The following is a 26,870-nucleotide window of genomic DNA, read 5'->3' on the forward strand; positions in this document are numbered from 1 at the left end:
ACAACGCCATGCATCACGCAGACGGAGCAATCCCGCTTCTGCGCGCTTTCCTCGACTCCCAGCGAACGCGAATCCGGTCCATGTAAAGGTAGACCACCGGTGTCGTGTACAAGGTCAGCATCTGGCTGACAATCAGCCCGCCGACAATCGCAATGCCAAGCGGCGCGCGCAACTCTGCGCCTTCGCCGCGGCCGAACGCGAGCGGCACTGCGCCGAGCATGGCCGCGAACGTCGTCATCATGATCGGACGGAAACGCAGCAGGCACGCCTCGTGAATCGCATCGCGCGACGAGCGGCCTTGCCGCGACGCTTCGATAGCGAAGTCCACCATCATGATCGCGTTCTTCTTGACGATACCGATCAGCAGAATCACGCCGATCAACGCGATGATGCTGAACTCGGTCTTGAAGAGCAGCAGCGCCAGCAGCGCGCCCACGCCCGCCGAGGGCAGCGTCGACAGAATGGTCAGCGGGTGAATGTAGCTCTCGTACAGGATGCCGAGCACGATGTACACCGCAGCGAGAGCGGCCAGAATCAGAATCGGCTGGTCCGACATGGATTGCTGGAAGGCCTGCGCCGTTCCCTGGAAGCTGCCGTGGATCGTCGCCGGCATGCCGATCTGCGCCATGGTCTCGTAGATCGCCTGGGTTGCCGTGGACAGCGATACGCCGGGCGGCAGATTGAACGAGATCGTCGAGGCCACGAACTGACTCTGGTGGTTCACTGACAACGGCGTATTGCCCGGACTGAAGCTCGCAATTGCCGACAGCGGCACCATGGTTTCCTTCGAAGTCGACACGGCCGCGCCCGACGAAGCGCTCGACTTGCCACTCGCGGCGATCGAATTGATCGCCTGGTTACGCGCGGAATCGGCCGCAATCGTCGCGGCGCTCGACGCCGTGGTGCCCGCAGTGCCCCCCGCCGAGGCGCTCGTGGACGACGTGGTGGTCGCCTTCGTCACCGTGCCCGCAGGCGCGTTGGTGGTCTGCGCGCCGCTCGCACTGCCGCCCGACGTGCTGACGTAGATCTGCTTCAGCATGTCGGGGCTCTGCCAGTATTTCGGCGCGACTTCCATCACCACGTGATACTGGTTCAACGGGTTGTAGATCGTCGATACCTGGCGCTGACCGAATGCGTCGTACAGCGTGTTGTCGATCTGCGCGGGCTTGATGCCGAGTCGCGACGCGCTCGCGCGGTCGATGGTCACCATCGCTTCGAGTCCGCCTTGCTGCTGGTCGGAATTCACGTCGGTCAGTTCGTGGCGCGCCTGCAGCGCCTCGGTGAGCTTCGGTCCCCACAGGTACAGGTCGGGCGTCGAATCGGCGAGTAGCGTGAACTGATACTGCGCATTCGATTGCCGGCCGCCCACGCGGATGTCCTGCACCGATTGCAGGAACGTGCGTGCGCCGGCCACGTCGCCAAGCGGCGCGCGCAGTTGCTGGATCACCTGATCGGCGGAAAGCTTGCGCTCGCCTTTCGATTTGAGCGACACGAACATGAAGCCCGAATTGGTCTGCCGCCCGCCCGTGAAACCGACCACGCTATCCACGGCCGGGTTCTTGCTGACGATCTCCATCATCTCCGCGAACTTGCCTTTCATGGCCTGGAAAGACGTGCTCTGATCCGCCTGAATGCCGCCGATGAGCCGCCCGGTATCCTGCTGCGGGAAGAAGCCCTTCGGCACGATGATATACAGCCAGATATTCAGGCCGATGGTCGCGAGCAGAATGGTGAGGATCAGGCGCGGATGCAGAAGCGCCCAGCCCAGCGTGCGTTCGTAGCCGCGTTGCATGGACGCAAAACCGCGTTCGAGCCAGCGTCCGAAACGGCCTTCCTCTTTCTGTTCGCGGGGCTCGCGCAGCAGGCGCGAGCACATCATTGGCGTGAGCGTGAGCGAGACGATCAGCGACACGCCGATTGCGAGCGACAGCGTCAGCGCGAACTCGCGGAACAGCCGGCCCACGATGCCGCCCATCAGCAAAATCGGCAGGAACACGGCGACGAGCGAGATGCTGATCGACATGACCGTGAAGCCGACTTCCCGAGCGCCGATGAATGCAGCCTTCATGCGCGGCACGCCGTTCTCGATATGACGCGAGATGTTTTCCAGCACCACGATGGCGTCGTCCACGACGAAGCCCGTCGCGATAGTCAGCGCCATCAACGAAAGGTTGTCGATCGAGAAGCCGAGCAGGTACATCGCGCCGAACGTGCCGATGATCGAGATCGGCACCGCTACGCTCGGAATGAGCGTGGCGCGCCAGTTGCGCAGGAACAGGAACACGACCATCACGACGAGCGCGACTGCGATCATCAGCGTGTACTCGGTGTCTTTCAGCGACGCGCGGATCGTGACCGAGCGGTCGGACGTGGGCGAGATGTCGACGTCGGCCGGCAGCGACGCATGCAGTTGCGGCAGCATAGCCGTGACGCGGTCAACGGTTTCAATGATGTTCGCGCCCGGCTGGCGGTACAGGATCACGAGCACCGAACGCTTGCCGTTGAAGAGCCCGAGGTTGCGCAGATCTTCGACGGAATCGACGACTTCCGCCACGTCCGACAGCTTGACCGCCGAGCCGTTGCGATAGGCGATCACGAGGTCGCGATACTGCGACGCCTTGCTCGCCTGGTCGTTCGTATAGATCTGCACGCGGTTCGGGCCGAACTCGATTGAACCCTTGGGACTGTTCGCGTTGGCCGCGGCGAGCGCCGCGCGCACGTCTTCGAGACCGATGCCGTAGTGAAAGAGCGCCTGCGGCTCCAGTTCGACGCGAACAGCCGGATTCGCCGAGCCGCTCACGTCCACTTCGCCCACACCGTCCACTTGCGACAGCGACTGCTGCAGCACCGTGGCCGCCGAGTCGTAGAGCTGGCCGGTGGTGAGCGTTTTCGACGTAAGCGCGAGAATCATGATCGGCGCGTCAGCCGGATTGACCTTGTGATAAGTCGGATTGCTGCGCAGGCTCGCGGGCAGATCGGCGCGCGCGGCGTTGATTGCCGCTTGCACGTCGCGCGCTGCGCCGTCGATGTTGCGGTTCAGACCGAACTGCATGGTGATGCGCGTCGAGCCGACCGAACTCGTCGACGTCATTTCCGTGACGTCGGCTATCGAACCGAGATGCCGTTCGAGCGGACTCGCCACGCTGGTCGCCACCGTATCCGGGCTCGCGCCCGGCAACGATGCCTGGACCGAAATGGTCGGGAAATCGACCTGCGGGAGCGGCGCAACCGGTAGCTTCGTGAACGCGAAGATGCCGGACAGCGCAATGCCGATTGCCAGCAGTGTGGTGGCGACGGGGCGCGAGATAAACGGACGCGACAGGTTCATCGCATCAGTTCCCCGCGTCCGTGGCGGGCGGTGTTGCGCCCGCCGATGGACCGCCGCGGTTGAAGCGCTCGCGCGTGCGGCGGGCCAGCGAATCGAACGCGAGGTAAATCACCGGCGTGGTAAAGAGCGTCAGCAACTGGCTGACGATCAGACCGCCCGCGATCGCGATACCGAGCGGGCGACGCAATTCCGAACCGGCGCCGGTGCCGAGCATCAGCGGCAGCGCGCCGAGCAGCGCGGCGAGCGTGGTCATCAGGATCGGCCGGAAGCGCAGCAGGCACGCCTGATAAATGGCTTCGCGCGGCGCCTTGCCTTCTTCGCGTTCCGCATAAAGCGCGAAGTCGATCATCATGATCGCGTTTTTCTTCACGATGCCGATCAGCAGCACGATGCCGATAATGCCGATGATGTCCAGGTCGTGGCCCGTGATCAGCAGCGCGAGCAATGCGCCCACGCCTGCCGAAGGCAGCGTCGAAAGAATCGTGATCGGATGGATGAAGCTCTCATACAGCACGCCGAGCACGATATACATCGTGACGATGGCCGCCAGGATCAGGAACAGTTCGTTCGATAGCGACGCCTGGAACGCGAGCGCCGCGCCCTGATAGCGCGTCTGGAACGAGGCCGGCAAGCCGATGTCCTTTTCCGCCTGCCCAATTGCCTTGACGGCCGCGCCGAGCGACGATCCTGGCGCCAGATTGAACGACACCGTCGTGGCGGGAAACTGGCTCAGGTGCGTGACGAGCAATGGAGCCGGTTTTTCGATGAATCTCGCGATCGAGGAGAGCGGCACTTGTCCGCCCGACGAGGTGGAAGAGGGCAGATAGATCGAGTTGAGCGACTCGGTGTAGTGCTGCATCGAGGGCTGCGCTTCCAGGATCACGCGGTACTGGTTCGACTGCGTGAAAATCGTCGAGACGATGCGCTGGCCGAATGCGTCGTAAAGCGCGTTATCCACGGTGGCGGGCGTGATGCCATAACGCGACGCAGTGGCACGGTCGATTTCGATGTAGACCGACTGACCGTTGTCCTGCAGGTCGGTTGCGACGTCCGCGAGTTCCGGCGACTGCTTCAACCGCTCGACGAGCTTCGGCACCCAGGTCGTGAATTCGCTCATGTTCGGGTCGGTCAACATGAACTGGTACTGCGTGGGGCTCACGGTCGAATCGATCGTCAGATCCTGCACCGGTTGCATGTACAGCGACGCGCCCGCGATATGCGCGACGTCCCGTTGCAGTTGCCGGATCACTTCGCTCGCGGTGCTGCTACGGTCGTCGCGCGGCTTCAGGTTGATGAGCATACGGCCGCTGTTCAACGTGATATTGCTGCCGTCCACGCCGATGAAAGAGGTCAGGCTTTCCACGTCCGGGTTTTTCAGAATCTGCGCGGCGAGTTCCTGCTGGCGCTCAGCCATCGACGCATACGACACTGACTGCGGCGCCTGTGTGATCGCCTGGATCACGCCCGTATCCTGCACCGGGAAGAAGCCCTTGGGAATGAACACGTAGAGCAACGCGGTCAGCACGAGCGTCAGCACCGCAACGACCAGCGTGGCGCGCTGCCGGCTCAGGACCCACGTGAGCGCGACCGCATAACGGGCGATCACCCAGTCGATCGTGCGGTGTGCGCGCGCCTCGAAGCGGTGGCTCTCGTGCGGTGGCGTGTGGCGCAACAGTTTTGCGCACATCATGGGCACCAGCGTGAGGGACACGATTGCCGAAATGACGATGGTCACCGCGAGCGTGATCGCGAATTCATGGAACAGGCGGCCTACGACGTCGCCCATGAAGAGCAGCGGAATCAGCACGGCGATCAGCGAGACGGTCAGCGAAATGATCGTGAAGCCGATCTGCTTCGAACCTTTCAACGCGGCTTCGAGCGGCGCTTCGCCTTCCTCGACATAGCGCGCGATGTTCTCGATCATGACGATTGCGTCGTCGACCACGAAGCCGGTCGCGATCGTCAATGCCATTAGCGATAAGTTATCCAGCGAGAAGCCGCACAGATACATCACCGCGAGCGTGCCGATCAGCGAGAGCGGCACCGAGAGGCTCGGAATGATGGTCGCGTAGACGTTGGCGAGAAACAGGTACATGACGAGCACGACGAGCACGACCGACATGGCCAGTTCGAACTGCACGTCGCGCACGGAAGCGCGGATCGTGGTGGTGCGGTCGGTGACGACCTGCACCTCGAGTGCGGCCGGCAGCGATTGCTGCAACTGGGGCAGCAGTTTCTTGATGCTGTCCACGACCTGAATCACGTTCGCGCCCGGCTGGCGCTGCACGTTCAGGATGATCGCGGGCGTGCCGTCGACCCATGCGCCGAGCTTGGTGTTCTCCGCGCCCTGCACGATGGTGGCGACGTCGGTCAGCATCACGGGACGGCCGTTCTTGTACGCGACCACCGCGCTCTTGTACGCGTCGGCGTCGGTCAACTGGTCGTTCGCGTTGATCGTGTAGTTGCGCGTCGGGCCGTCGAAGTTGCCCTTCGGCGTGTTGACGTTCAGGTTCGAAATCGTGGTGCGCAAGTCGTCCAGATTCAACCCATAAGCGGCGAGCGCGCGCGGGTTCGCCTGGATTCGTACGGCCGGCCGCTGGCCGCCCGACAGACTCACGAGGCCCACGCCTGCGACCTGCGAAATTTTCTGCGCAAGACGCGTGTCGGCGAGATCCTGAACCTGCGTGAGCGGCAATGTTTTCGACGTGATTGCGAGCGTGATGATCGGCGCGTCGGCGGGATTGACCTTGGCGTAGATCGGCGGCGCGGGCAGGTCGGAGGGCAGCAGGTTGCCCGCCGCGTTGATCGCGGCCTGCACTTCCTGCTCGGCGATATCGAGCGGCAGGTCGAGGCTGAACTGCAGCGTGATGATCGACGAGCCGGCCGAGCTTTGCGACGACATCTGATTCAGCGAGGGCATCTGCCCGAATTGACGTTCGAGCGGCGCGGTGACCGACGACGTCATTACGTCCGGGCTCGCGCCCGGATAGAACGTTTGCACCTGGATGGTCGGATAGTCGACCTGCGGCAGCGCTGAGAGCGGCAAGAAGCGCAGCGCGACGAGACCGACCAGCATGATCGCCGCCATCAGCAGCGCGGTGCCGACGGGGCGCAGAATAAAGGCGCGGGATGGATTCATGCGGTAAGTGCCGTGCCCTTATTGCGAAGCTTGCGCGGCGTGCTTGCCGTGATGCGGGCGTGCAGCCGAGGCGCCGGAGGCACCCGAGGCCGTAGCTGCGGCTGCACCGCTGGCACCGCTGGCCCCGCGCGCGCCGCGCGGCTTGTCCGCCGGAATCGTGATCTTCGCGCCTTCCTTCAGGCGGTCCGAACCGTCGATCACGACGCGCTCGCCCACTTGCAGACCCGACTTGATGCTGGTGCGCTCGCCGTCGACGGGGCCGACCTTCACCGGGCGCACCGTGACGGTGTTGTCAGGCTTCACGACGTACACGAACTGGCCCATGGAGCCGTTCAGCACAGCCGATGTCGGTACGATCACTGCGTCCTTGATCGTGTTGACGAGCAAGCGTGTGTTCACAAACTGATTCGGGAACAACAGGTTCTTGTTGTTCTGGAAGATCGCGCGCAGCTTGACGGTGCCGGTCGTGGTGTCGATCTGGTTGTCGAGCGTTTCGAGCGTGCCGCCTTCGAGCGACGTGGTGTTGCTGCGGTCGTACGCGGTGACCGAGAGCTTCGTGCCGGATTGCGCCTGCTCGAGAATCTGCTGCAGGTTGTCTTCGGAGGTCGTGAAGATGACGCTGATCGGCTGCAATTGCGTAATCACGACGATGCCGTTGGTCAGGCTCGGCGTCACGTAGTTGCCGGGATCTACCTGCCGCAAGCCGACGCGCCCCGACACTGGCGCGGTGATTCGCGCATAAACGAGGTCGAGCCTGAAGGTGTCGACGTTGGCCTTGTCGGACTTCACGGTGCCTTCATATTGGCGCACGAGCGATGCCTGCGTATCGACCTGCTGGCTCGCAATCGAGTCTTGTGAAAGCAGCGTCTGATAGCGCTTGAGGTCCAGACGCGCGGTTTGCAGCAGCGCCTCGTCGCGCGCGAGCGTGCCTTCGGCGTTGCTGAGCGAGATCTGGTAGGGACGCGGGTCGATCTGCGCGAGCAGGTCGCCCTTCCTGACCATCTGGCCTTCCTTGAAATACACCTCTTGCAGCGTGCCGCTCAGTTGCGGCAATACCGTCACGCTGGCGAGCGGGGTGACGGTGCCGAGCGCAGTCAACACAACCGGCATCTCGCCTTGCGTCGCCGTGGCCACGTGGACCGGTTGCGGCATGTTTGCCATGCCGCCCGGGCCGCCGCGGCCGGAGCGCCCGCTATGTGCGCCGCTCGCGCCCGGTGCGGCGGCGCCGTCCGGCGAGCCCCACGGATGCCAGCGCCACAGCACGAAGCCGAGAATCGCGAGCGCGGCGACGATGAGTGCGATATTGCGGCCGCGATGCGATTTGACGGCGGCGGGCGGCGTGTCCCGCTTATCGCGGCTATGCAACGGACGGTCAGGCCCGCCACTGGCGGGCGTCGGGGAAACCGGAGCGGTGGGGCGTGAAGTTTCCGAATGCTGTTGTTGTTCGTCCATCGGTTCGGTCAGTGACTGGCTTGGAAGTGAGGCGTTCGCGCGATTGTGCCGCATCGGCGCGTGGCGCCTGATGCGTGCGGATCGCACGACAGGCGGTTTCGACAGCGGTCGGTCCGCAAATGTTCAGCGCGATGCTACCTGAGACGTGGCCTACGATGCATGCACAGTGCTGCGGGACACGCGTGCGCTCGGGGATTCGGCGCACCGTGCCGGACGGCCTGAAGCCCGACCGCGCGGGCGGCTCCGCGACAGGAATGCATGATCCTACGTCCCGCGCTCTGTAACAGTCCACCCGCGTATTTTTCGTTTGATTACGCCGGTTACACGATGTGGAATGGCTCCCCGCTGCGCGGGGCGGGCAGTGCGTTTGCGGCACTCCTGCTGTTCAGTTGTCGAGACGGCGCCCCGGCGTTCCCCCGATCTCCAGCACGATTCGCGCGACACAATCGAGCAGGTGGGGTCCGGCACGGTTGATGAGCCAGTCGCGCGGGCACTGGTCGGCGGAGCCCCCGCAGTTGACCGCGTACCGCTCGCCGGACGGGCCGGTGAAGCCGAGCGCGATCGCATTCAGTCCGTCGTGCCATTCGCCGGTCGCGATCGCGAAGCCGCGCTCCATGGTTTCCTGCAGCGCCGTTTCGAGCCGGCCGCCGACGTGGCCCCAGTCGTCGCCCTCGGCGGCCTGCAAACCAGTCAGCAGTTTCATGCGCTCCGGCTCGTCGAGCGCCGCCAGGTAGGCGCGGCCGATGGCAGTGCGGCTCAGGCTCATCCGCGCGCCGACTTCGAGGCGCGACACGAGCACGGCCGAACGTGGCCGGATCACGTCGATCACCACCATGTCGAGCCGGTCGCGCACGGCGAGATGCACCGAGAGCCGGGTGCGCTCCGCGAGTTCGATCAGAAACGGGCGGGCGCGCGCGCGAATGTCGAAATTGCGCAGAAAGCCATTGCTCAGTTCCAGCACCGACGAAGTCAGCACGAAGCGCTCGCTGTCCGGCAACCGGAATAGAAAGCCGGTGCCCACGAGCGTCGCGGTGATACGTGAGACGGTCGGCTTCGGGATGCCGGTGAGTTCGGTCAACTCGCGGTTGCTGAGCGGCGCGTCTGCGGCGGCAATCGCGCGGAGCACTGTCAGACCACGGGCCAGCGCGGTGACTTCGTCGCCGGAGCCGTCTTTTTCCTTGACGGGGTCGGCGAAAGTATTGAGTCGCGTGCGTGGGTTCATGTGAATTGTGAAACGTTATTTCAGATTAATGGCTCAGAGGGGCGCTTAACGGTGAGGCGTACGGTTTGAAACGCCCATCGCACAAGGTTGCTACGCCCCGGATTTTCTTCATCTGATCATTGTAGCGAAATAATTTCCGACGCCGCGCCGAAGGTTCCGAGATTTTGCTTGACTAAGTCAGCATTACCGGAAAAAATGGAACCTCATTTCGAAAGCGGGTGTCAGGGGTCGCGTTTTTTGCCTTTCAGTTTTGGCGGCTCGGAGACTGTAGTGGTCTGCCTACTTTGATACTCGTCGCTTGGCGCCGTCTGTGTTCGACACCGCTCAAGCGCGTTTGGTCACCCCGCCAATTTTTCGAAATACCTTCTCTCAGGTTCTAGCACGGCCCTCGGAATGGCTAGAACTTTTCAAGGCGTCACGGTAACGTGACGCCTTTTTTTTGCTCTTATGAGCACACAACAAAGTTTGCGCCAAAGATAGATGGGCGGTCTATGCACTCTAAAGTTTGCGCCAATCACGAACTTTATTGTGCGCCGCAGCATTGGTGAGTGGCGAGCCATCATGGAACGTGAAGCAAACTACCTAATCCCGCGCGGATTTCAGCAGGCAGCGGTGCCCCGCGAATGTGCGTTAGGTCAGATAGACAGTAACCCCGACGCGGTCCCCGGCGAACTGCGGGTCACTCTATGACAAAGCCTGAAAATTAAGCTAGCAGTTGCCACGGAAGAACGCCGAGAGCGTGAGCGACTGCATCTATGGTGTCCAGCGTAACGCTCACGTGTTTTCTTTCGATTTTGTAAACATAATTCCGCGCGAGTCCAGCCGACGTTGCCACCTCTTCCTGAGTCAAATTCAGGCGGGCCCGAAATCTCCTCAGATTATCGACCACGCAATCTGCGAGCGGTCGCGGTTGGTACTGGCCGTCGGTCGCAGCTGATTCCTGCGAAAGCAGGACGCATGGGTCGACGTCCAGTGAAATGGCCAGGCGGTCAATCGTTTCCAGGTGCACGCTGGGCGACTTCTTCTCGATGTAATACACCGTGTTTCGCGCCAAGCCGGCGGCGAGCGACAGTTCCACCTGCGACACGCCGAGGCGTGTGCGGTAGCGTTTTAGGTTTTCCGAAAGCAACGCTCGGGCAGGAGTGGGTTTCGTCATAGAGCCCACGACTCTATTTAGGTGTCACATCGCCGTCTACATCCAAGAAACGTGTGACCAAATTTCGTGCTAAGAAAGGCGCCGAACTTATCGAGCGGAAACTGCGAAGGAATCGAATTGGGTCATAGATTCAATGCGTAAGGAGACCCGACGAATTCTTGACTTAAACATCCTTTTGTAGTGGTATACAAACTTGGCGAGTTGGATGGCTCACGTTTAGCTCGCGTTTCGGGGCGTCAATCGAGCAAGTATTGAAAGCAGCGGACTCTGCAAATCGACCGAGTACTAACCCTTTAATCGGCCAAGGGTAATGGGCGAAAGTGCAGCATTCCGGTGAGGCCACATCGTCCGACGACCTTCCTGCGTCTCCTTGTGTTTCGGGTTAAAGCGGCTAAAAGTTGTGCCGCGAGCGGTTCTCAGACGTCGGCGTTGCATCCCGGGCGCTGAGCCGGACGCGGGAACTGCTTCCTTCACGCAGAGAGGGAAGGCACTGATGACCGCGGCAGGCAAGTCGGGATTAAGGGACAGGGGTAATGCGTTCAATCCGCGGGGGCCAGACGTCGTGATTCTCAGGTCGGAGTTATCTGATTTGGGGCATCCCTTGCAACTCAGTCGCGTGCTGTCAACACTGGTCAAGGCCGGAGCGTTGGTAAGAGTCGGTTCGGGTGTGTACGCGAAAACAAGGTTGAATAAGTTTTCCGGGCAACTGGCGCCCGCTGCTCCGTTCGAGGTAATCGCTGCCGAGGCGGTCCGAAAGCTTCGCATCAAGGTGAGCCTCGGGACGCTCGCGGCCGAATTCACCTTTGGCCTGTCGACACAATTGCCGATGCTTCCAATGGCGACAGGGCGCCGGCTCATCGGCCGGAAAATCCAGGGTGGAAGCAAGACTCCCATGTATGAGCGACCAACTGCGAAGCAGCGCAAGGACACGAAGTGATGGCTGCAGACAAAGTATCGGTGTCCGAAGACCCAACTTCGCTACGAGATATCACGGGTGTCCAGACGGACGTGTCCGTGTACCTGGGCGACTGTGACGGAGACACCTTAAGCGTTGTGTGCGACGGAACATCGGTGGGAATGGGAGGCTCGATATGGAAGCGAGCCGCAGATGCGCTTGAACATCCGTCGCCGCGTGGTCCGTATCCCGTGGCCTCCCGCTTCACCATTTTCGTCCATCAAACGCTTCCTGACTCCGACTGCGAAGACCGCGTCCTAGCGACCATTCGCATCGACGTCGCATGCCAGAGAAGCACGGCATATGCAACGCCCCGCAGCACCGTTATTGACAGCCCGCTTGCTGGTGTCGGCCCGATACGCTTCTCGTTGGGGGATGACGTCATCGAGATTACGCGAGCAATTTTCAGGGCGGCGTCATGACTCACATGCGCTTACAGATTCTGAGCGAGAACTGGCTGTTGCTTGCAATTTTGTTCCGTTGAGTGCGGCCGTTGCGGGCCAAGCAATAGGCCGACTTCTACGGACCTTGGCAAAAGGAGGAGCAGACTCATGAGGGTCATCGACCTAATGAACGTATTACGCGACGCAAACCCTGACGCCATCGTGATGCTGCTCTCGGATGGCGACGCTGAGGAATATGCGCAGGCCGCTCGTTATGTTTGTGGAGGCATGGAGACGTGGACGTACGAACGCGGAGTCAGCAAGGGCCGGCCGTACTATTCTCTGTACCCTGGTAGTCCGCACCGGGACCTTCGGTACGACTGCGAGCAAGTCTCTTACGAGGCTGTCTCTGTGGTGTTACTTGCAACGAAGGAGTTTCGGTGAGTGACATCGCTGTTTATTGGTGCCGACGCGACTCATGCCGGCATGACGACGTGGTCATTCCGTCGGCTCCTATCGGAGTTCGGTATGGCTAGCAGCGGTTGGGATATCGCTATGCGCGACATCGATATGGAATTCGATGTGCCTCAATTCGTCGCCTCATCGCTTGTACGCAAAATAGCCGCAAACCACTTCCGTCTACCGGCGACCGACCGTCACCGGTTCCAACCAATACCTGACGATGTGATTGCTCGCATAGAAGACATTGTTCGGCAGGCTTACATCGAAGCTGGCGAAGACGTTGGCGGCGACATCTTGCGCGAGCACCTTTGGCAGCAAGCGCTCGAAGGTCGTCGTGAGATGGTTGCAAACGGAAAATTGTTATCGACGACTGACTTCCGTAAGCGCACCGGCGTGACCGAGAAGCGACTTACGCAACTGCTAGACAACTACAGGGTCTTTACGGTCGAGGTGGACGGAGTTGAATACGTCCCCGCATTCTTGTCCCACCCGTCCCTGAATCGTAAGCGTCTGCAAGCAATCTGCCAAATCATCATGCCGGCGCCGCCGTTGAGCCGCCTCGATTTTTTGACGGCACAGAACGGCACTCTTGGCGACCGGACCCCGCTCGATATGCTCGACGATGACGGTGATTACAAGGTGCTCGAGCGAGCCGCTGCGGCTTGGGCGGCCGAATGGTCGCGGACCTCGGTAAGAGTCTACGACGGCCTGCACGAGACAGAGCCGATTGACGTCTCGCCGTTATACACAGCGAGTGCGGAAATTGACCCGCGCCGTCCGTTGTGGGAACGCGCGTCGGAGGCGCTTCACGCCCAAGGATACCAATGGCCACTTGGCCCTTATATGGACGCCCGACAATTCACCCTCTTCGTTGAGCGACAAACAGCTGGGGATGCTGCGTCGACGCCGGAGGCCTGCATACAAATCGTAGTGGACGGCGAAGATGTCCGTATCCGCATCGTTACTGCGCCCGGTGCGACGCTTAAGCCACAGACGTTTCCGGCCTTGAGGCAAACGAATCTTATTGACCTAGCTAAGCGGGTCATCGCCCACCTGAAATGAGCCGACATGTCCCTGACGACTTCCCCGAGACGTCACACCAGCGTCGCTCTCTGGCGCTCAGCCGAAGCTCGCCGGGCGTCTCATCGAGGGCAAGCTCGTTGTCGGCCTGACGGAAGGCGAGCGCTATGAGCGATGGGACATATGCGAGGACCTAGCGCAGGAGCTCGTCGGAAAGCCGCAGAAAGATGCAGGAAAAAATCAGCAGCATTCGCGAGAGGTCACTTTGCAACGCATGAGGCGTGCAATCGAAGCCAAAGGGTGGGTAAGCGTTGTGGAAGCAAACTGGCTTGTTAAACGTCTAGGAACGTTACTCGGCTGGTAGCAGCTGACCTTAAGGATGCTTCAACGTGCACCGGTTCGTCGAAGGCGCTCCGTAAGAGTCAAAAGCTGTGGACATGCGGGAGTGCTTAACTTTCCAACGGAGCAAGTATGGACGAAACAATGACCGTGGCCGAAGTCGCGGTGGTGTTGAACGTGACGCCGAAGTATGTCTTGAAGCTAATTCGAGACGGCAAGCTGCCCGCAAGCGCAAATACGGATGGCACACACACGGTCGCCGGCCGCGATGCGGAGGCGTACCGCTTGAATGCAAAACGACGTGGGCGCAAGGCGCTGGAAGAACTCGCACACGTCCCGCAGCAAGCACGAATGTATGGCAAACATGGGTGACTGCCGAGTGCGCTTCTGTGGTGCCTGAAGTGGAGGCTACGTATGACCATCGCCGAAGTCGCGAGGTTCCTATTTGTTAGCCGGGCGCACGTTAGACATCGGCTGGCGAGCGGACACCTTCACGGTGCGCTCGGCCATGACGGCGAGTACATCGTCGATGAGAGGTCCGTCATGCGTTCCCGGCGAGAGTTAGACGAGAGGGCGAGACGGTATCTCGACAGCCAGACGGAGGACGATGAACCGCCTGGCCTGTGAGATGCAGATATGGAGAGAAGTTCTGCGCCGCGAGCCTGCGGCTTGGCTAGCGCTAGATGATGACTATCTTCACTGCCCCGCTTGGTGCCGCGAAATCCTGGTATGCAGGACCCAGCTCCTCGGTATAAGCGAGCCCGCGGTGCTGGTGGAACTCAAGTCAAAACCGGAGCTGATATGCGATACGAGAACCTGATTGCCGATGCGCGCGACGCCGAGCTGACCGAGTCTACCCGCGTACGTGCCGCGTTTGATGCGATTTATTGCTGTTCTCCGCAGTTGGAATCACTGGCGCAGTCGTTGTCGGCGCTCGGGCTGAACGCAGACGACGTATCGCTTGTGCGCCGGCTGGCCGACTGGGTCTTGAACGTAGCGCCGCGTGGGCCGCTGCCGATGTCGCCAAGCGAGGCAGTGGCGCTCGCGGAGCGCGTCCACAAAGTCACCGGAGGCAAGTAGCGGCGTCTGCGAAAATTGCTCAAGGGTGGGAACGTTTTTGCGACGGAGGTCGACGACACGGCATACTACCCAGCACGTGCCTGCAGCACCCGACCTGGACCGCAACAGATTGCAGGCAGTTTGCAGAATCATTGTTCTGGCGCCGCCGGACTCCCGGCTGGACTTTATAGCGTCGCGGCGTGGAAGCCTCGGCGACCGCAGCCGGATACAAATGCTCAGCGGCGATAGTCATTTGCAATCGTTGCAACCAGCGGCTGCAGCCTGGGCCGCGGAGTGGTCGCGCACTGCCGTCAAAATGTACGAAGGCCTGCACGACACTGAGCCGACCAATGTTGAGCCACTGTACACAGTAATCGCAGTAACTGACCCTCGTAAATCATTGTTGGAACGCGCATCCGGAGCGCTCCAATTACACGGTATGAATGGCCTCTCGGGCCGTACCCTGACATTCAGAATTTCTCTCTCTTCATCGCGCGTCAAACGACTGAGGAATCCTTGTCAGCACAGGAAGCTTGATGACGAAGAGGCCGGCGCGAGTGTCTGCTCGTGCCGGCTTTTCAGAATAACGATGGTGCTATCGGCGACGATTGTTCACAAGGGTAGCCGGAACGAAGAGGACAAGCAGTCCTCCGATGACGAGGCTCACGGCCAGCGCGAGCACGCCTGCACCTGCCGAGCCGGATGCCTGCTTGATGACACCAATCAGTGACGGGCTGACCACGCCGGAAATGCTGCCGACCGAGTTGGCGAGTGCCAATCCTGCAGCCGCGGCTGCGCCACCGAGGAAGGCGGGAGGAATAACCCAAAACTGCGAGATGGTGGTCATCACGCCCATTGTGCCCACCGTCAACGCAACCATCGCCGCTAAGGTTGAGTCCGAGAACCATACGCTCATCGCGAGCCCGAACGCGCCAACGAGTCCCGGGACAATCAGATGCCAACGACGTTCGCCGGTGCGGTCTGAGTTGTGACTTACGACCACCATTGCCAGCGCGCCAGCGGCGTAGGGAACCGCAGTGAGCAAGCCCACATGGAACGGGTCGGATACGCCGCTCGATTTAATCAGAGTGGGCAGCCAGAAGCTGACGCCATATAAGCCCATTGTGTAGAAGAAGTAGACAGCGCTGACCAGTAGTACCTTCGGACTGAGCAATCCATCTTTCAGGGAATGTAACGCGCTCGTGGGAGCTTCCTCCTTGAGCTTCTCTTCAATCAAATCCTTTTGCTCTTCGCTCAGCCACTTCGCGTCCCGTACCTTATCGTCAAGGTAGAAGAATGCGGCGATACCCAGCAGCGCAGTCGGGACGCCCTCAACCAGAAAAAGCCATTGCCAGCCGGCAAATCCGTGCGAACCGTTGAATGCCGTCATAATCCAGCCGGACAGTGGCCCGCCAATGACGCCAGACATGGGGATGCCGGTGAGGAAAAGTGCGGTGACTTTCGAGCGCCGCGATGCCGGGAACCAGTACGTGAGGTAAAGCACAATCGCGGGAAAGAAGCCCGCTTCAGCAATGCCAAGGAGAAACCGCATCACGTAGAACATCGTCGGAGTGTTGACGAACATCATTGCGGCCGAGATAAGACCCCACGTGACCATGATTCGCGCAATCCAGCGCCGTGGACCGACGCGCAAAAGGAGCAGATTGCTAGGAACTTCGAAGAGCAGATAGCCGACAAAAAAGACGCTTGCACCAAATCCGTAGACCGCCTCGCTGAAGCCAAGGTCGCTAAGCATCTGCAACTTGGCGAAAGCGACGTTGATGCGGTCAAGATAGGCAAACAGGTAACAGACAAACAGGAACGGTAGTAGGCGCCACGTCGCTTTCGTAAAAGCGGACGTGTCCGCGCTTTCCATGTAGGTGGCAGGGATGTGGGAACTCACGGTATGTCTCCTAGGGGCCTTCGTGTAGGCGGCGGGCGTCTGTTTTTTGCTCTTCCCCGCCGGCGTCTGATTCGTGCGCGCGCGTAAGACATCCGGCACGCACGAACTTGCACTGCGCTCTCTGATTAGTCGAACATATCCTGCTGGGTATTGACCAGGTCGCTCCAGATGGTCTGGAAGTGCAACCAGCCAATGTAGTCGCTGCCCACGTGTTCACGGCTGTAACGGGCGCGTTCCGGCGTGACTTCCTTCGGCGTAATACCGGCGGCTTCAATCATCAACTGCTGCTGGCAGCAGCGCTCGAGTGCGATGAACCAGAACGCGGCTGAGTCGATACTGTGACGGCTTGCGGTCAGGAGCCCGTGATTCTGGTGGATGGCAGCTTTCACGCCTGCGAAGGCATTCGCGACCTTGTTGCCACCCTTGACTTCCACCGCAACCTTGCCAGCCTCGTCGCCAATGACGACGTGGTCTTCATAGAATGCCGCTGCGTCTTGCGAAATCGGAGCCAGCGGCCTGCCGAGCGAGGCGAATGCAGTTCCGTACGTCGTGTGCGCATGGCACATGGCGACGATGTCCTGATGCTGTTCATGGACCGCTGCGTGCAGGACGAATCCTGCGCGGTTGACGGCGTATTCGCCTTCGACGACGTTGCCCCGATGGTCGGCACAGATGAGATTCGACATCTTCACCTGCGAGAAGTGGATGGCCATCGGGTTCGTCCAGTACAGGCCCGGGTTTTCCGGGTCACGAACCGTCAGGTGACCGGCGAAGCCATAGTCAAAGCCCTGAAGGGCGAACGCGCGGCACGCGGCAACCAGACGCTCCTTCAGATAGGTGCGATGCTCCTGCACGCTCTTGAATTTGGGCATGGTGGGGAAAATCAGCCCTTCCTGGTCCGGCTCGTAAATCGAGACTTTGCCGGGTTTGAGAATCGATTCCTGCTTGGTTTCCGAATGCGCTTCAGTAACTGTAGACATCAAATGCTCCTTTATCGAGTAGGGGGACGCCTTTACGACCGATGATTGGATGAGAATGCACGCATAAAAGTTATGCTTTTCAATTCGCACTACATATTTATGCAAGAGAAAGTTGATTGGATGACGAGAATGTGGCTACTACCTAAAAATCACGCCGCCGCTTCCTCGGTTGATGCCTTCACTGGGCCTTGCAGTAGCACGTCGAACTCTCCAATCAGATGTTGATGAGCTCGCTTGGAATGAAGTTCGGACAGGTTCACCGCCTGAGATGCATCGCCCCGTTCAATCGCTCTTGCAATGGCGGCATGCTCTTCCCAGATAGACGCTCGCTGAGCAGACGCCTGCAGAATTGCCCCCATGACGCGCCTTAGATGCACCCAATGACCTCGTGCTGTTTCACCGATAAGCCGGTTGCCCGAAGCGCGATAGACGGCAAAATGGAAGTCCATATCTGCGTCTATCATTGCGCGAACATTGCCCGAGGTAGATGCGGCGCATCCGCGGACAAAGAGTTCCGGGTCCAACTGTGCTCTGTTGCCGGCGGCAAGCTTCGCCGCGAGTGCATCGAGCGTGCCGCGGATTTCGTAGATGTCGCTCAGGTACTGTCCATCTAGCGGCGCGACCAGTACTCCCCTGCCTGGCGTATCCTGAACCAGCCCGTCCTTCTTGAGCAATCGCAGCGCTTGATGCACGGGCGAGCGCGAAACCGCGAGTTGCTCGGCGATATCTTCCTGAGTCAATCGGGCGCCAGGACCAAGCGTCCCCTCGCAGATGGCATCGACGAGGGAGTTGTAGACCTCTTCGACGAAATCGGTGCGTGACTGAATCTTGAGCAACTTCGATGTCATCGTGTACTCCGTTGCTTTTTGCGACAGCGACCAAGCTGGGACACCGACAGAGACGTCCTTGCGCGACAAGGCCAGAAAACCTAGTTCTTCGAGCGGTCGACGAGTGCGCCCTTGCTAATCCAAGGCATCATCGCGCGCAGCTTTGCACCCACGATTTCAATCTGGTGAGAAGACGTGATGCGCCGGCGGGCCTGAAGCGTCGGAGCACCGGCCCTGTTTTCAAGAATGAAGCTCTTCGCGTATTCACCCGTCTGGATGTCATGAAGGACCGCTCTCATCGCATTCTTCGTCTCTGCCGTCACGATTCGTGGACCAGTGACGTACTCACCGAACTCGGCATTGTTTGAGATGCCGTAGTTCATGTTGCTGATGCCACCTTCGTAGATGAGGTCCACGATGAGCTTCACTTCGTGAAGACATTCGAAGTACGCCATCTCCGCGGAGTAGCCCGCTTCGACGAGGACTTCGAATCCGGCTTTGATGAGGTCGACAAGGCCGCCGCAGAGAACCGCCTGCTCACCGAAGAGGTCGGTCTCGGTTTCTTCAAGGAAGCTGGTTTCGATGATGCCCGCACGGCCGCCACCGTTTGCCGCCGCGTACGCGAGGGCAATATCGCGAGCAGTCCCAGACTTGTCCTGCGCAACCGCGATGAGATGCGGAACACCACCGCCCGAGGCGTAGGTGCTTCGAACGGTATGTCCCGGTGCTTTCGGGGCGACCATCATCACGTCGAGGTCAGCTCGCGGGTTGACCTGGGCGTAGTGGATGTTGAAACCATGTGCGAAACCGAGTACCGCCCCATTGCGAGCGTTCGGCTCGACTTCCGCCCGATAGACTCCGGCGATTTGCTCGTCGGGCAGCAGCATCATGACGATGTCGGCTTCCTTGACTGCGTCGGCAATGCTTTTCACGGGCAGGCCAGCGGCTTTTGCCTTCTCCCAGGACGCACCCTTGCGCAATCCGACGCAGACATTGATTCCGCTGTCCCTCAGGTTGAGCGCGTGAGCGTGACCTTGCGAACCGTAGCCGATGATTGCGACGCTTCGGCTTTTCAGAAGGGCCAGGTCGGCATCCTTATCGTAGAAGACTTTCATGCTATTTCCAGATTCATGCACCTACGGGTGCGTGTTTGCGCGATGACGCGTCGAAGTCGAACCACGCAGGAGACGTAGTCCGGGTTCAGTTTGTTCGTGGTTACAGGTCCAACACCAAGGTCTTGCTCACCGGTCTGGAGACACAAATCGTGAGGAATTCCTTTCGGTCGGCGTCATCCAAGATGAAATCGTTGTGCTCGACTTCGCCTTCGAGATAGCGAACCTTGCAGGTCGCGCACAGGCCGGCGCAGCATGAGGTCGGAACTTCGATACCCGCCTCATTCAGCGCTTCGCTGAAATTCTGGCTGGGTCCAACATGTACGACCTGGCCCGTGCTGGCAATCGTGACGTCGCATCCGTCCTGATTTTCGACGCCTGTGGGCTCCCGATTCGGTTGCTCGGGTGCCTTGAAATGCTCGAAGTGCACGGTGCCTTTCGGCCAATGATTTGCTGCGTCAGCACAAGCCGCCATGAATCCGCCCGGGCCGCAGTAATACACATGCGTGCCTGGCGTAGGCTCGTGCAACAGCGCGCGTAAATCCAGACGGTTCGCCTCTTCGCCATCGTCGAAGTGATAGCGGAGCCTTCCTGAGCGCTGCATGCGCTCCAGTTCTGGACCGAAGGCCGCTGCTTCCGCGCTTCGGGCGCAATAGTGCATTACAAAATCAATGCCGCGCTCTTCCAGTTCGTGTGCCATTGCCTTCAACGGGGTGACGCCGATGCCGCCGGCAATCAGGATGACCTTTTTCGCGTCTTCCGAAAGCGCAAAATGATTCCGGGGCTTGCTGATGGTAAGAATGTCCCCAGCGGCGATGCTTTCGTGAACCGCGCGCGAGCCGCCACGACCGTTTTCGTCCTTGAGTACGGCAATGACGTAGCGATTGCGCTCGGCGGGCGAGTTGCAGAGAGAGTACTGCCTGATGGTGCCGTTCTTTAGGTAAATGTCGATGTGCGACCCGGCTTCGAAGCGGGGTAGCGCCTTTCCGTTCGGGCTGGTGAGTTCGTACGAATTGATGCCTTTGCCTTCGTAACGAATCTGCTTCACACGAACATCGAGCGTAGCGGCTTCGATATCTTCAACCACCGCTTCTCTTTCCAATACAGTGTCCATGGTCTTTCCTTCCAGGCGAGTAGCCAGCCGCAAATTTCTGCGGCTGGTACCGGGTGCGCGACGATTCGCAGGAGTGGCGCGCCCGCTGTGTTAGCCCTTGAGCGACTGCTCGAGTTCTTCGAACTTGTTGCGGACGAACTCACTGCGTTCGTCACCCTTCATCCCATCGCTCTCGGTGAGAATCTGGACGACCGTCTTCAGAACCTTGCGACGACGCGTAACTTCTTCTTCGACGGTCGCGCCCTCGGCGATTTCGAAGACATTGCCTGAGCAGAAGCTATTGGGGGAGCCGCCCAGTGCACGGAACCATTCGGCGAAACCTTGAGCGGACGCCGCTGCATTCGTGCCGCGGACTGCGTCACGCAGCATCTTGCGAAACTGATAGAGGCCCGCATCGAACTTCGTCGGGTTTTCCAGCGCGTGGACTGCGATGGGGCGCTGGCTGATGATGGCTTCGTAGTCGCCCGGTGCGTATTGAGCCTGCTTGTAAATCGCGCGTTCACGATGATTCGGCGGAATCGGCGGCATGTCTTCGAGCTTGTATTTGCCGAAGCGCTCCGGACGGCGCATCGCAACCTGGCCTTCGAGGAAGTCGATGGTCTCGTAGCCGACCATTTCCTTGTTACCTACGCCGCGGGTGTCGATGCCCGGGCCCATGACACGCCAGCCAATCATCTTGCTGTTTTCGTCATCGACGGGCACCGTCCAGCGGATGATATGGAAGCGGCTAAAGTACTTCTTTTTCGAGCCATCTTCCGACGTGTATGCGTGCAGGCTCAGGTTCGGAAGGACCTGGTGCTGGACGCGCACAAACAACCTGTCCTTGTTGACACGACGTGCGCCGGCACACGCGAGACTGCGACCGCCTTGAACCGGCACGAAGTTCATGTCGGGGGCAACTTCCATCGACGCAGCACCAACTTCGTCGAACGTCGTTCCCTGGTAATTTCCGTCGACAACGTTCTTGCCGGCATGCAGCGCTGTGGGGTGATAGTTGTCCGCCGCGTTGTCCTGAACCTGCAGCCAGTTGCAGTGCTGGAAGTTGCTGTACGGGACCAACTCGTCGCCGGGCATCACGGTGTAATCGCCTTCCCATTCCGGGAACGGCGGCTCTTCTTCCGGCGGGCCCATGTAGGCAAAGACGAGGCCATTGCGCTCAACGGCCTTGTAAGCGCCCTGGCGAATCGAGCATGCGTACCTGTCGGCCTCCTTTTCTTCGCCCTTCGGGAACGGCACGTGGAGGCATGCTCCGTCCACATCGAACACCATGCCGTGGTAGCAACACATGATGCCGCGCTCCTGGATGGCGCCGTATTCGAGCGACGCGCCACGGTGCACGCAATGCGCATGCAGCACGCCGACACGGCCGCTCTTGTCGCGGAACGCGACGAGCTCTTCGTTCATGATTTTGAGGAAGCGGGGCGTGTCGGTCAGTTCCATCGACATACACACCGGATGCCAGAACCGGCGCATGAATTCGCCCGTCGGAGTGCCTGGCCCGGTTTCCGTGAGCTCGGGGTCGTGCTCGGGTGTACGGTTCGCGTAGTAACCGCCGAACGGAATCAGTTTCTTGGCGACTGGAGCCGAACCTCCTCCGGTGCGCTTCTGTTCATCCACCTTGTCCGATTTGACGCTCATGACTTCCTGCCTCCAAGAATTGATGGGACCACACTCAGATGTTATGGTCAGAACCGTCTATCGACTACTGTGTTCTGAACTCTGTATCCAAAGATTAAGCGCGCAATGCGCTGATGTCTCTATGGGTAAACACCAAGGCGCAGGATTTGTGCGGTCTAGGGTGGCGCGCGGCTGCGTCGTCCATGAATGAGCGCGTTCAACGGAGTGACGGCCGGCAAATGATTGATTTATGTGTATTCGACGTTCTATTTGCATTAAATCGCAAGGCGGAATTTAAGCCCACATTCGAGTTTTGGCTGTCGAATTGGAACAACCTGCGCCGTCCTCTGCGGGCCCTCGGTGTTTGTACCGATATGCCGTCCTTCTTCGAACACTTTACGCTCTCTGTATACCGTAATCGGTAGTCGGAATTCACTCGTTTCGAGCAATCGCCGACTGTTTCAATCTGCAGACAAAGGAACAAACGCGATGAAGATGCCCGATTACCTAATGGTGTCAGACGGCGCTGCGCCTGCACGGATGGCATACCCGATTGGCGAGACGGGCTTTTCGTTCAAGGAAACCGAACGGCCTAATTCGGCGCTCACTGGGTGGATAGACGCAGATGCGATTCCGTTGGCGGCCCGTGCAGTCTTGCAATCAAAAGGGCAGTTTGAAACACTGACCGGTCTGATACGCGTGTTAACCGAGGTTGACGGATTCGGACGGTTTCGCGCCGGATGGGTTCTTGGTCGGACGACCGGTGGTCTTGCGTCGATTGTCGTGAGGGATGCGAATTACTGCAGCGCGAAAGACCTGCTTGATGATGCTGCCTTCAGCATCAGACAAGCCGAGAGGTATTGCGCGGCTTCTGCTGTCGTACTTGTTCAGCAAAGTGACGCGAACGGTGGTCGCGAGGCACGGGAGGCGCTTGAAAGCGCGTGCATGGCGAGCTATGTGCAACCGGACGTGTTGTACGAATCCAGGCTCCATTCGGAAATCCCGCTCTGGTTCGCGTTCTTGTCCCCAGTCGTCCGTTGATACCGAATGGACAGCAGGGCAAATCTGTCCTCTTTGATTCCGGGCAACCCATCGCGCCTGGCAATGCTGGTAAGCTGACAGTATTCTGTATTCACAGCGCTTGTCATCATGCCGGCAAAACTCTTGAAATTGCAGTCGCGACCAGACTATGTAGACGAAGTCTACAGAGTGCTGCTTGACGCCATCAGCGAGGGCTCGCTTGCTCCGGGAACGCGCATCGTTCAGGAGGAAATCGCGGAGCAACTCGCCGTATCTCGGTCGCCTGTGCTGCAGGCATTTCGGCTCTTGAAGAAGGACGGTCTGGTCGAGGACGCACCCGGACGCGGGTTGCAGGTTGCGCCGCTCGATGCGCGACGAGTCGGTCACCTCTACGAACTGAGAGGCGCGCTGGACGCCCTTGCTGCCCGTCTGGCCGCGAAGCAGCGGGTTAAGCTGGATAAGTCTTTGATTGCTAACGGCCGCAAGGCATCGAAGGGCGGCGACATCAAGGCCATGATTGAGGCTGACATGGCTTTTCACACTGCTATCTATTCGGCGTCTGGGAATCCATTGATAGTCGAGAATGCGCGTCTCCATTGGATACATCTGCGGCGCGTAATGGGTGCCGTTCATCAGGTAGTAGGCCAGCGCAAGACAGTTTGGGACGAACACGCCGCGATAGCAGACGCTATCGCAGATGGAAACGAAGCGCTTGCCGCGGAACTCAGCATGCGCCACACAGAATTCGCGCGAGAAAACCTGGTTCAACACATGACCGCATCTGCCGGTCGCGAAAATGGTGCTCAAGGCTCGGTCACCTGACGGCCTACAGCAACCGCCGTCTTAACTTCTTCTCAACCGGCGGCAGTCGATGCGCTGCCGGTGACACTCCTCCCTCGTGACTCGTGCGGACGACGCGCGCCACGCCTCGGCGTCGCTGCTGCATTGCTCTTTCGAACGAGTCGATGACGAAGTAGTCGTGGCCGACTAACTGGATTGACGCGTTGCTTTCTTGGCTGCAGTGCTGGCGCCTTGATACCGAAAGCAAAAAACGCGACTGCGACGAGCCTTGGCGCCCGTGATATGGAAAGTTGTCGGCCCAGAGCAGCATCAGCGCGAAACTTCACGCGATTCTGCTCCAATTTTTTCTAACGACAATCGTCCGATTACCGACGGCGCGTTGTCCAGCACAGAACGGGTGCCTCGTTGTTCACTTTCGTGCATCCAACAAGCGCAACTGCCCCTTACCAGAACCAATAGCAAATGCAAAATGGGCAAAAGCCCGTCTATCGGTCGTTTGCTCAATTGGGCATGCAACTTGCCTCTCGATACGCGGCGCTATCAGTAACGCTAGTCTTGGCCGCCGGCTCGACGGGTTGATGCAAACGCCTAGACCATATTCGTTTTCTTCGGGAGAGCTACCACATAAGCATCCACTTTCAGCAGTGAGAAACCGCAGGAGGGCTTCATGTTTCGGTCCACGCCAGTAATTGCCAGCACAACCGTCGGCGGCGAAAAAATTCACGCTGAATTTCTTAGCGATACGGGCCGACTGCGAATTATTGGCGGCGTAACAGTGCGGGCAGAATGGTTTCCGCCGCATTCCTGGTTTGCCATTGCATCTGTTGCCGGATACAGCCGATGGGGTACGCGGCCGGACGAAACGGACTTGCTGCGGCTCATCGAAAACTTCATGCGGTTACCAGGACTGCCGGCTCGCTGAACAGAGCTGTGAGCGCGACCGGCGATTGCGCCTTCCGCCCGGCCTTAGGTAAGGCACTTCCTGCATCAGTGGTGCCGCAAATTTTTAGTCTAGGAAGCGGACAAGGGGGCAACTGCCTTCCGCACTTGACGTAGCGGCTACTTGTGAACATGTTGCCGGGCGCGCAGACCGTGAGCCTTCTGGCGCCGGCAAACTTTCAAGCATTTACCGCCCAGTTTCTTTAGACCTAGCGCTGTTGTCGGGAGTCATGCCGGGCATACCGCTGCAAACAGCGCGACAACGAGGAACATAGTCCTGTATTTAATGGTGTACTTCCCCAGAGTTGCTACGCGTAATTGCGTGGGTATGACCCATATACGGCGAATACTCGCTACTGGATTTGAAAATAGGATGCTCGCGATGACGCAGCCTGATGTCCCAGCTGGGGTGGCCGACAGTTGAGGGATTCGGCTGATGTGGCGTTAAGGCCATCGCCAAGCCTGCCGCCTCGAACCCATTCGCAGCAGTGGTGTCTTCGGCTTGGGCAAGCGTTGTCCGTGCGCCATACTCCGCGCTGTAAGCGAAAGCGTTTTACAGGCGTAACTCTCCGGAGCGAGCCCTCCGACGACCACTGATGAATGGCCGACGTTTCGAGACCGTTCCCGGGCCGCAGCCAGATGCGCATGAACCCCGCGGCCCAGGCATCCTGCTTGCTGAAGTAAGCTAGCTGTATTAAAGGCGAGGCGCAGGTTACGTAGCGTCGTACTCCGGAGCTGGTTATGAAAACGCTGGATGCAACGTCGCGTGCGGGCGGCGTCGTTGCTGTCGTAGTCCTGTGCGCAGCTTTGTCCGGTTGCTACTACTACGTGCCCTACGGCTACGTTCCGTACGGCGAAGTGCCAGCGGCAGCGCCGCAGCAGCAATATCCTTTCTCGATGACCGACGCAACCGCGACCGGTGCGGCCGCGTCAGATATAACTGCATCGACGACCTATATCGCACCAGTCGCGCCCGTCTTCGTCGTGCCTGCGTATTACCCCGTCGCGTATCCGTACTACGGCTGGCCCGCGTGGTGGGGACCATCGGTGTCACTGAGCTTCGGCTACTGGGGCGGATGCTGTTACGGCGGGGGCCGGCACGGCTACTGGGGGCACCACGGCTATTGGGGCCATGGATATCGGGGCGGTTGGGGCGGTCATGGCAGTTGGGGTGGGCACGGAAACCCAGGGCGGGGTATGGGTGGCGGCCAATACTGGGGCGGTGGCGGCGGTCACGGGCGTTCGCATTGAACGCTAACCGACATGCGCTCGTGTTCAACAGTCCCCGACAGCTGAGGCCATGGATGAACCCAACGCAGCTCGCCAACGCGCGGCAGCGTCGGCCCGTGCGGTGACCAGTTTCGGCCTCCATTGCACGTCGACGAGTCTTTGCCCATCAGGGACTAATGGAAGCAGCGGAGCCCCAAAAGCCCCCGGTTTCGCTTCAGTCGCGCGGGACGTGCCGCCGCACAGCCTCTACCTTCAGCGGCGCTCGCGACGGTGACGGGTGCGGCTTGCCCGCCTCTAGCCGAGGCAAACATGACCATCAATGAAGTCGCGAAGTTTCTATTTGTGAGCCGGCCACACGTTAGGCGACTGCAGGAGAACGGAAGCGACACTGCTAGGCCTCAATAAGCGTCTGCGCCTGGGCCAGAAGCGTGGATGCCGCGAGAAACTCGTTGCGGCCCGCCATCGTGAGTGCCGCGGTCGCGGTTTCTCTGAAGAGGTTCTGGTTCGAGATGCGTGGCGCGCCGTGCTCCGCAATGCGTGTGCGTTGAAGTCGAAAGAACGTCAGCATCCCGAGCGCATCCAGTCTCTGCTCGTCCGATGCACTAGCCACTACCAGTTCTGCCGCTGCAACCAACCGACTGATTGCACCTTCATACTCCGCTCGGTCCATGGCATCTCTCCGTGCTGCCCAGTACTATACGTTCACCCACTGATAGCGCGTACTGCACTCTGATGTCCTCTTGCTGGGACACGAAATCACTAGCTCCCATGGAGAGTCGGTAGTCTTCGCCAACTTAGACGATGCAACCGCC

The 26,870-nt window shown here is 59.8% G+C and carries 20 protein-coding genes; 8 read left to right on the top strand and 12 right to left on the bottom strand.

Going from position 1 to position 26,870, the window contains the following annotated elements; translation table 11 throughout:
- Positions 1–13: 13 nt before the first annotated feature.
- The 5 genes from J2W46_RS28005 to J2W46_RS28025 all read right to left on the bottom strand — a co-directional run bounded on the left by J2W46_RS28005 (position 14) and on the right by J2W46_RS28025 (position 10,297).
- Positions 14–3,328 (bottom strand): efflux RND transporter permease subunit, encoded by a 3,315-nt coding sequence (locus J2W46_RS28005; protein WP_310358087.1) that lies wholly within the window; start codon positions 3,326–3,328, stop codon positions 14–16.
- Positions 3,329–3,332: 4 nt separating this feature from the next.
- A complete protein-coding gene (locus J2W46_RS28010; RefSeq protein ID WP_020071469.1) occupies positions 3,333–6,467 on the bottom strand; it encodes an MdtB/MuxB family multidrug efflux RND transporter permease subunit in 3,135 nt (1,044 codons plus the stop codon).
- Between the two features lie 18 nt (positions 6,468–6,485).
- Positions 6,486–7,919, bottom strand: coding sequence for an MdtA/MuxA family multidrug efflux RND transporter periplasmic adaptor subunit (locus J2W46_RS28015; RefSeq protein ID WP_310358090.1), 1,434 nt, complete (start codon positions 7,917–7,919; stop codon positions 6,486–6,488).
- 385 nt (positions 7,920–8,304) lie between these two features.
- Positions 8,305–9,141 (bottom strand): IclR family transcriptional regulator, encoded by an 837-nt coding sequence (locus tag J2W46_RS28020; protein WP_214878966.1) that lies wholly within the window; start codon positions 9,139–9,141, stop codon positions 8,305–8,307.
- Positions 9,142–9,844: 703 nt separating this feature from the next.
- Entirely contained in the window at positions 9,845–10,297 is a 453-nt protein-coding gene (locus J2W46_RS28025) for a helix-turn-helix domain-containing protein (RefSeq protein WP_310358095.1), read from the bottom strand.
- Between the two features lie 493 nt (positions 10,298–10,790).
- Here J2W46_RS28025 and J2W46_RS28030 point away from each other — a divergent pair, with 493 nt between their 5' ends.
- The 4 genes from J2W46_RS28030 (at position 10,791) to J2W46_RS28045 (ending at position 14,536) form a co-directional block, all read left to right on the top strand.
- Positions 10,791–11,234: a DUF6088 family protein gene (locus tag J2W46_RS28030; protein ID WP_310358098.1), complete on the top strand. Its 444-nt coding sequence runs from the start codon at positions 10,791–10,793 to the stop codon at positions 11,232–11,234.
- Positions 11,235–12,079: 845 nt separating this feature from the next.
- On the top strand, positions 12,080–13,159 hold the full coding sequence (locus tag J2W46_RS28035; protein ID WP_310358101.1) for a hypothetical protein: 1,080 nt from the start codon (positions 12,080–12,082) through the stop codon (positions 13,157–13,159).
- Between the two features lie 429 nt (positions 13,160–13,588).
- Positions 13,589–13,828: a helix-turn-helix domain-containing protein gene (locus J2W46_RS28040; protein ID WP_310358104.1), complete on the top strand. Its 240-nt coding sequence runs from the start codon at positions 13,589–13,591 to the stop codon at positions 13,826–13,828.
- Positions 13,829–14,257: 429 nt separating this feature from the next.
- On the top strand, positions 14,258–14,536 hold the full coding sequence (locus tag J2W46_RS28045; protein ID WP_310358107.1) for a hypothetical protein: 279 nt from the start codon (positions 14,258–14,260) through the stop codon (positions 14,534–14,536).
- A gap of 574 nt (positions 14,537–15,110) precedes the next feature.
- Here J2W46_RS28045 and J2W46_RS28050 read toward each other — a convergent pair.
- The 6 genes from J2W46_RS28050 to J2W46_RS28075 all read right to left on the bottom strand — a co-directional run bounded on the left by J2W46_RS28050 (position 15,111) and on the right by J2W46_RS28075 (position 22,089).
- Positions 15,111–16,418: an MFS transporter gene (locus J2W46_RS28050; protein WP_310358110.1), complete on the bottom strand. Its 1,308-nt coding sequence runs from the start codon at positions 16,416–16,418 to the stop codon at positions 15,111–15,113.
- 125 nt (positions 16,419–16,543) lie between these two features.
- Positions 16,544–17,398, bottom strand: coding sequence for a class II aldolase/adducin family protein (locus J2W46_RS28055; RefSeq protein WP_310358116.1), 855 nt, complete (start codon positions 17,396–17,398; stop codon positions 16,544–16,546).
- Between the two features lie 149 nt (positions 17,399–17,547).
- Entirely contained in the window at positions 17,548–18,246 is a 699-nt protein-coding gene (locus tag J2W46_RS28060) for a GntR family transcriptional regulator (protein WP_310358117.1), read from the bottom strand.
- Between the two features lie 80 nt (positions 18,247–18,326).
- Positions 18,327–19,340, bottom strand: coding sequence for a ketol-acid reductoisomerase (gene ilvC, locus J2W46_RS28065; protein WP_310358121.1), 1,014 nt, complete (start codon positions 19,338–19,340; stop codon positions 18,327–18,329).
- A 100-nt stretch (positions 19,341–19,440) separates the two neighbouring features.
- Positions 19,441–20,451, bottom strand: a complete 1,011-nt coding sequence (locus tag J2W46_RS28070) for a PDR/VanB family oxidoreductase (RefSeq protein ID WP_310358185.1) — start codon at positions 20,449–20,451, stop codon at positions 19,441–19,443.
- A gap of 90 nt (positions 20,452–20,541) precedes the next feature.
- A complete protein-coding gene (locus J2W46_RS28075) occupies positions 20,542–22,089 on the bottom strand; it encodes a Rieske 2Fe-2S domain-containing protein (RefSeq protein ID WP_310358125.1) in 1,548 nt (515 codons plus the stop codon).
- 468 nt (positions 22,090–22,557) lie between these two features.
- Here J2W46_RS28075 and J2W46_RS28080 point away from each other — a divergent pair, with 468 nt between their 5' ends.
- From J2W46_RS28080 to J2W46_RS28095, 4 genes are all read left to right on the top strand, one after another.
- Entirely contained in the window at positions 22,558–23,109 is a 552-nt protein-coding gene (locus tag J2W46_RS28080) for a hypothetical protein (RefSeq protein ID WP_310358128.1), read from the top strand.
- 108 nt (positions 23,110–23,217) lie between these two features.
- The gene (locus J2W46_RS28085) at positions 23,218–23,910 is read left to right on the top strand and encodes a GntR family transcriptional regulator (RefSeq protein ID WP_006046830.1); all 693 of its coding nucleotides are present in this window, start codon (positions 23,218–23,220) and stop codon (positions 23,908–23,910) included.
- Between the two features lie 646 nt (positions 23,911–24,556).
- Complete coding sequence (locus tag J2W46_RS28090; protein WP_310358131.1) at positions 24,557–24,811, top strand: hypothetical protein; 255 nt, start codon at positions 24,557–24,559, stop codon at positions 24,809–24,811.
- A 758-nt stretch (positions 24,812–25,569) separates the two neighbouring features.
- The gene (locus J2W46_RS28095) at positions 25,570–26,079 is read left to right on the top strand and encodes a hypothetical protein (protein ID WP_310358133.1); all 510 of its coding nucleotides are present in this window, start codon (positions 25,570–25,572) and stop codon (positions 26,077–26,079) included.
- 370 nt (positions 26,080–26,449) lie between these two features.
- Here the strand turns inward: J2W46_RS28095 and J2W46_RS28100 are convergent, their stop codons facing one another.
- On the bottom strand, positions 26,450–26,728 hold the full coding sequence (locus J2W46_RS28100; protein WP_310358135.1) for a hypothetical protein: 279 nt from the start codon (positions 26,726–26,728) through the stop codon (positions 26,450–26,452).
- Between the last annotated feature and the right edge of the window lie 142 nt (positions 26,729–26,870).

The organism is Paraburkholderia strydomiana (assembly GCF_031456815.1).
In the GTDB taxonomy this organism is placed as follows: Bacteria; Pseudomonadota; Gammaproteobacteria; order Burkholderiales; family Burkholderiaceae; genus Paraburkholderia; species Paraburkholderia caledonica.

Coding starts and splice junctions, on each gene's coding strand:
- J2W46_RS28040 (WP_310358104.1), top strand. CDS start 13,589: ATGGACGAAACAATGACCGTGGCCGAAGTCGCGGTGGTGTTGAACGTG.
- J2W46_RS28030 (WP_310358098.1), top strand. CDS start 10,791: ATGACCGCGGCAGGCAAGTCGGGATTAAGGGACAGGGGTAATGCGTTC.
- J2W46_RS28005 (WP_310358087.1), bottom strand. CDS start 3,328: ATGAACCTGTCGCGTCCGTTTATCTCGCGCCCCGTCGCCACCACACTG.
- J2W46_RS28020 (WP_214878966.1), bottom strand. CDS start 9,141: ATGAACCCACGCACGCGACTCAATACTTTCGCCGACCCCGTCAAGGAA.
- J2W46_RS28045 (WP_310358107.1), top strand. CDS start 14,258: ATGCGATACGAGAACCTGATTGCCGATGCGCGCGACGCCGAGCTGACC.
- J2W46_RS28075 (WP_310358125.1), bottom strand. CDS start 22,089: ATGAGCGTCAAATCGGACAAGGTGGATGAACAGAAGCGCACCGGAGGA.
- J2W46_RS28095 (WP_310358133.1), top strand. CDS start 25,570: ATGAAAACGCTGGATGCAACGTCGCGTGCGGGCGGCGTCGTTGCTGTC.
- J2W46_RS28015 (WP_310358090.1), bottom strand. CDS start 7,919: ATGGACGAACAACAACAGCATTCGGAAACTTCACGCCCCACCGCTCCG.
- J2W46_RS28080 (WP_310358128.1), top strand. CDS start 22,558: ATGAAGATGCCCGATTACCTAATGGTGTCAGACGGCGCTGCGCCTGCA.
- J2W46_RS28010 (WP_020071469.1), bottom strand. CDS start 6,467: ATGAATCCATCCCGCGCCTTTATTCTGCGCCCCGTCGGCACCGCGCTG.
- J2W46_RS28100 (WP_310358135.1), bottom strand. CDS start 26,728: ATGGACCGAGCGGAGTATGAAGGTGCAATCAGTCGGTTGGTTGCAGCG.
- J2W46_RS28025 (WP_310358095.1), bottom strand. CDS start 10,297: ATGACGAAACCCACTCCTGCCCGAGCGTTGCTTTCGGAAAACCTAAAA.
- J2W46_RS28070 (WP_310358185.1), bottom strand. CDS start 20,451: ATGGACACTGTATTGGAAAGAGAAGCGGTGGTTGAAGATATCGAAGCC.
- J2W46_RS28085 (WP_006046830.1), top strand. CDS start 23,218: ATGCCGGCAAAACTCTTGAAATTGCAGTCGCGACCAGACTATGTAGAC.
- J2W46_RS28090 (WP_310358131.1), top strand. CDS start 24,557: ATGTTTCGGTCCACGCCAGTAATTGCCAGCACAACCGTCGGCGGCGAA.
- ilvC (WP_310358121.1), bottom strand. CDS start 19,340: ATGAAAGTCTTCTACGATAAGGATGCCGACCTGGCCCTTCTGAAAAGC.
- J2W46_RS28060 (WP_310358117.1), bottom strand. CDS start 18,246: ATGACATCGAAGTTGCTCAAGATTCAGTCACGCACCGATTTCGTCGAA.
- J2W46_RS28055 (WP_310358116.1), bottom strand. CDS start 17,398: ATGTCTACAGTTACTGAAGCGCATTCGGAAACCAAGCAGGAATCGATT.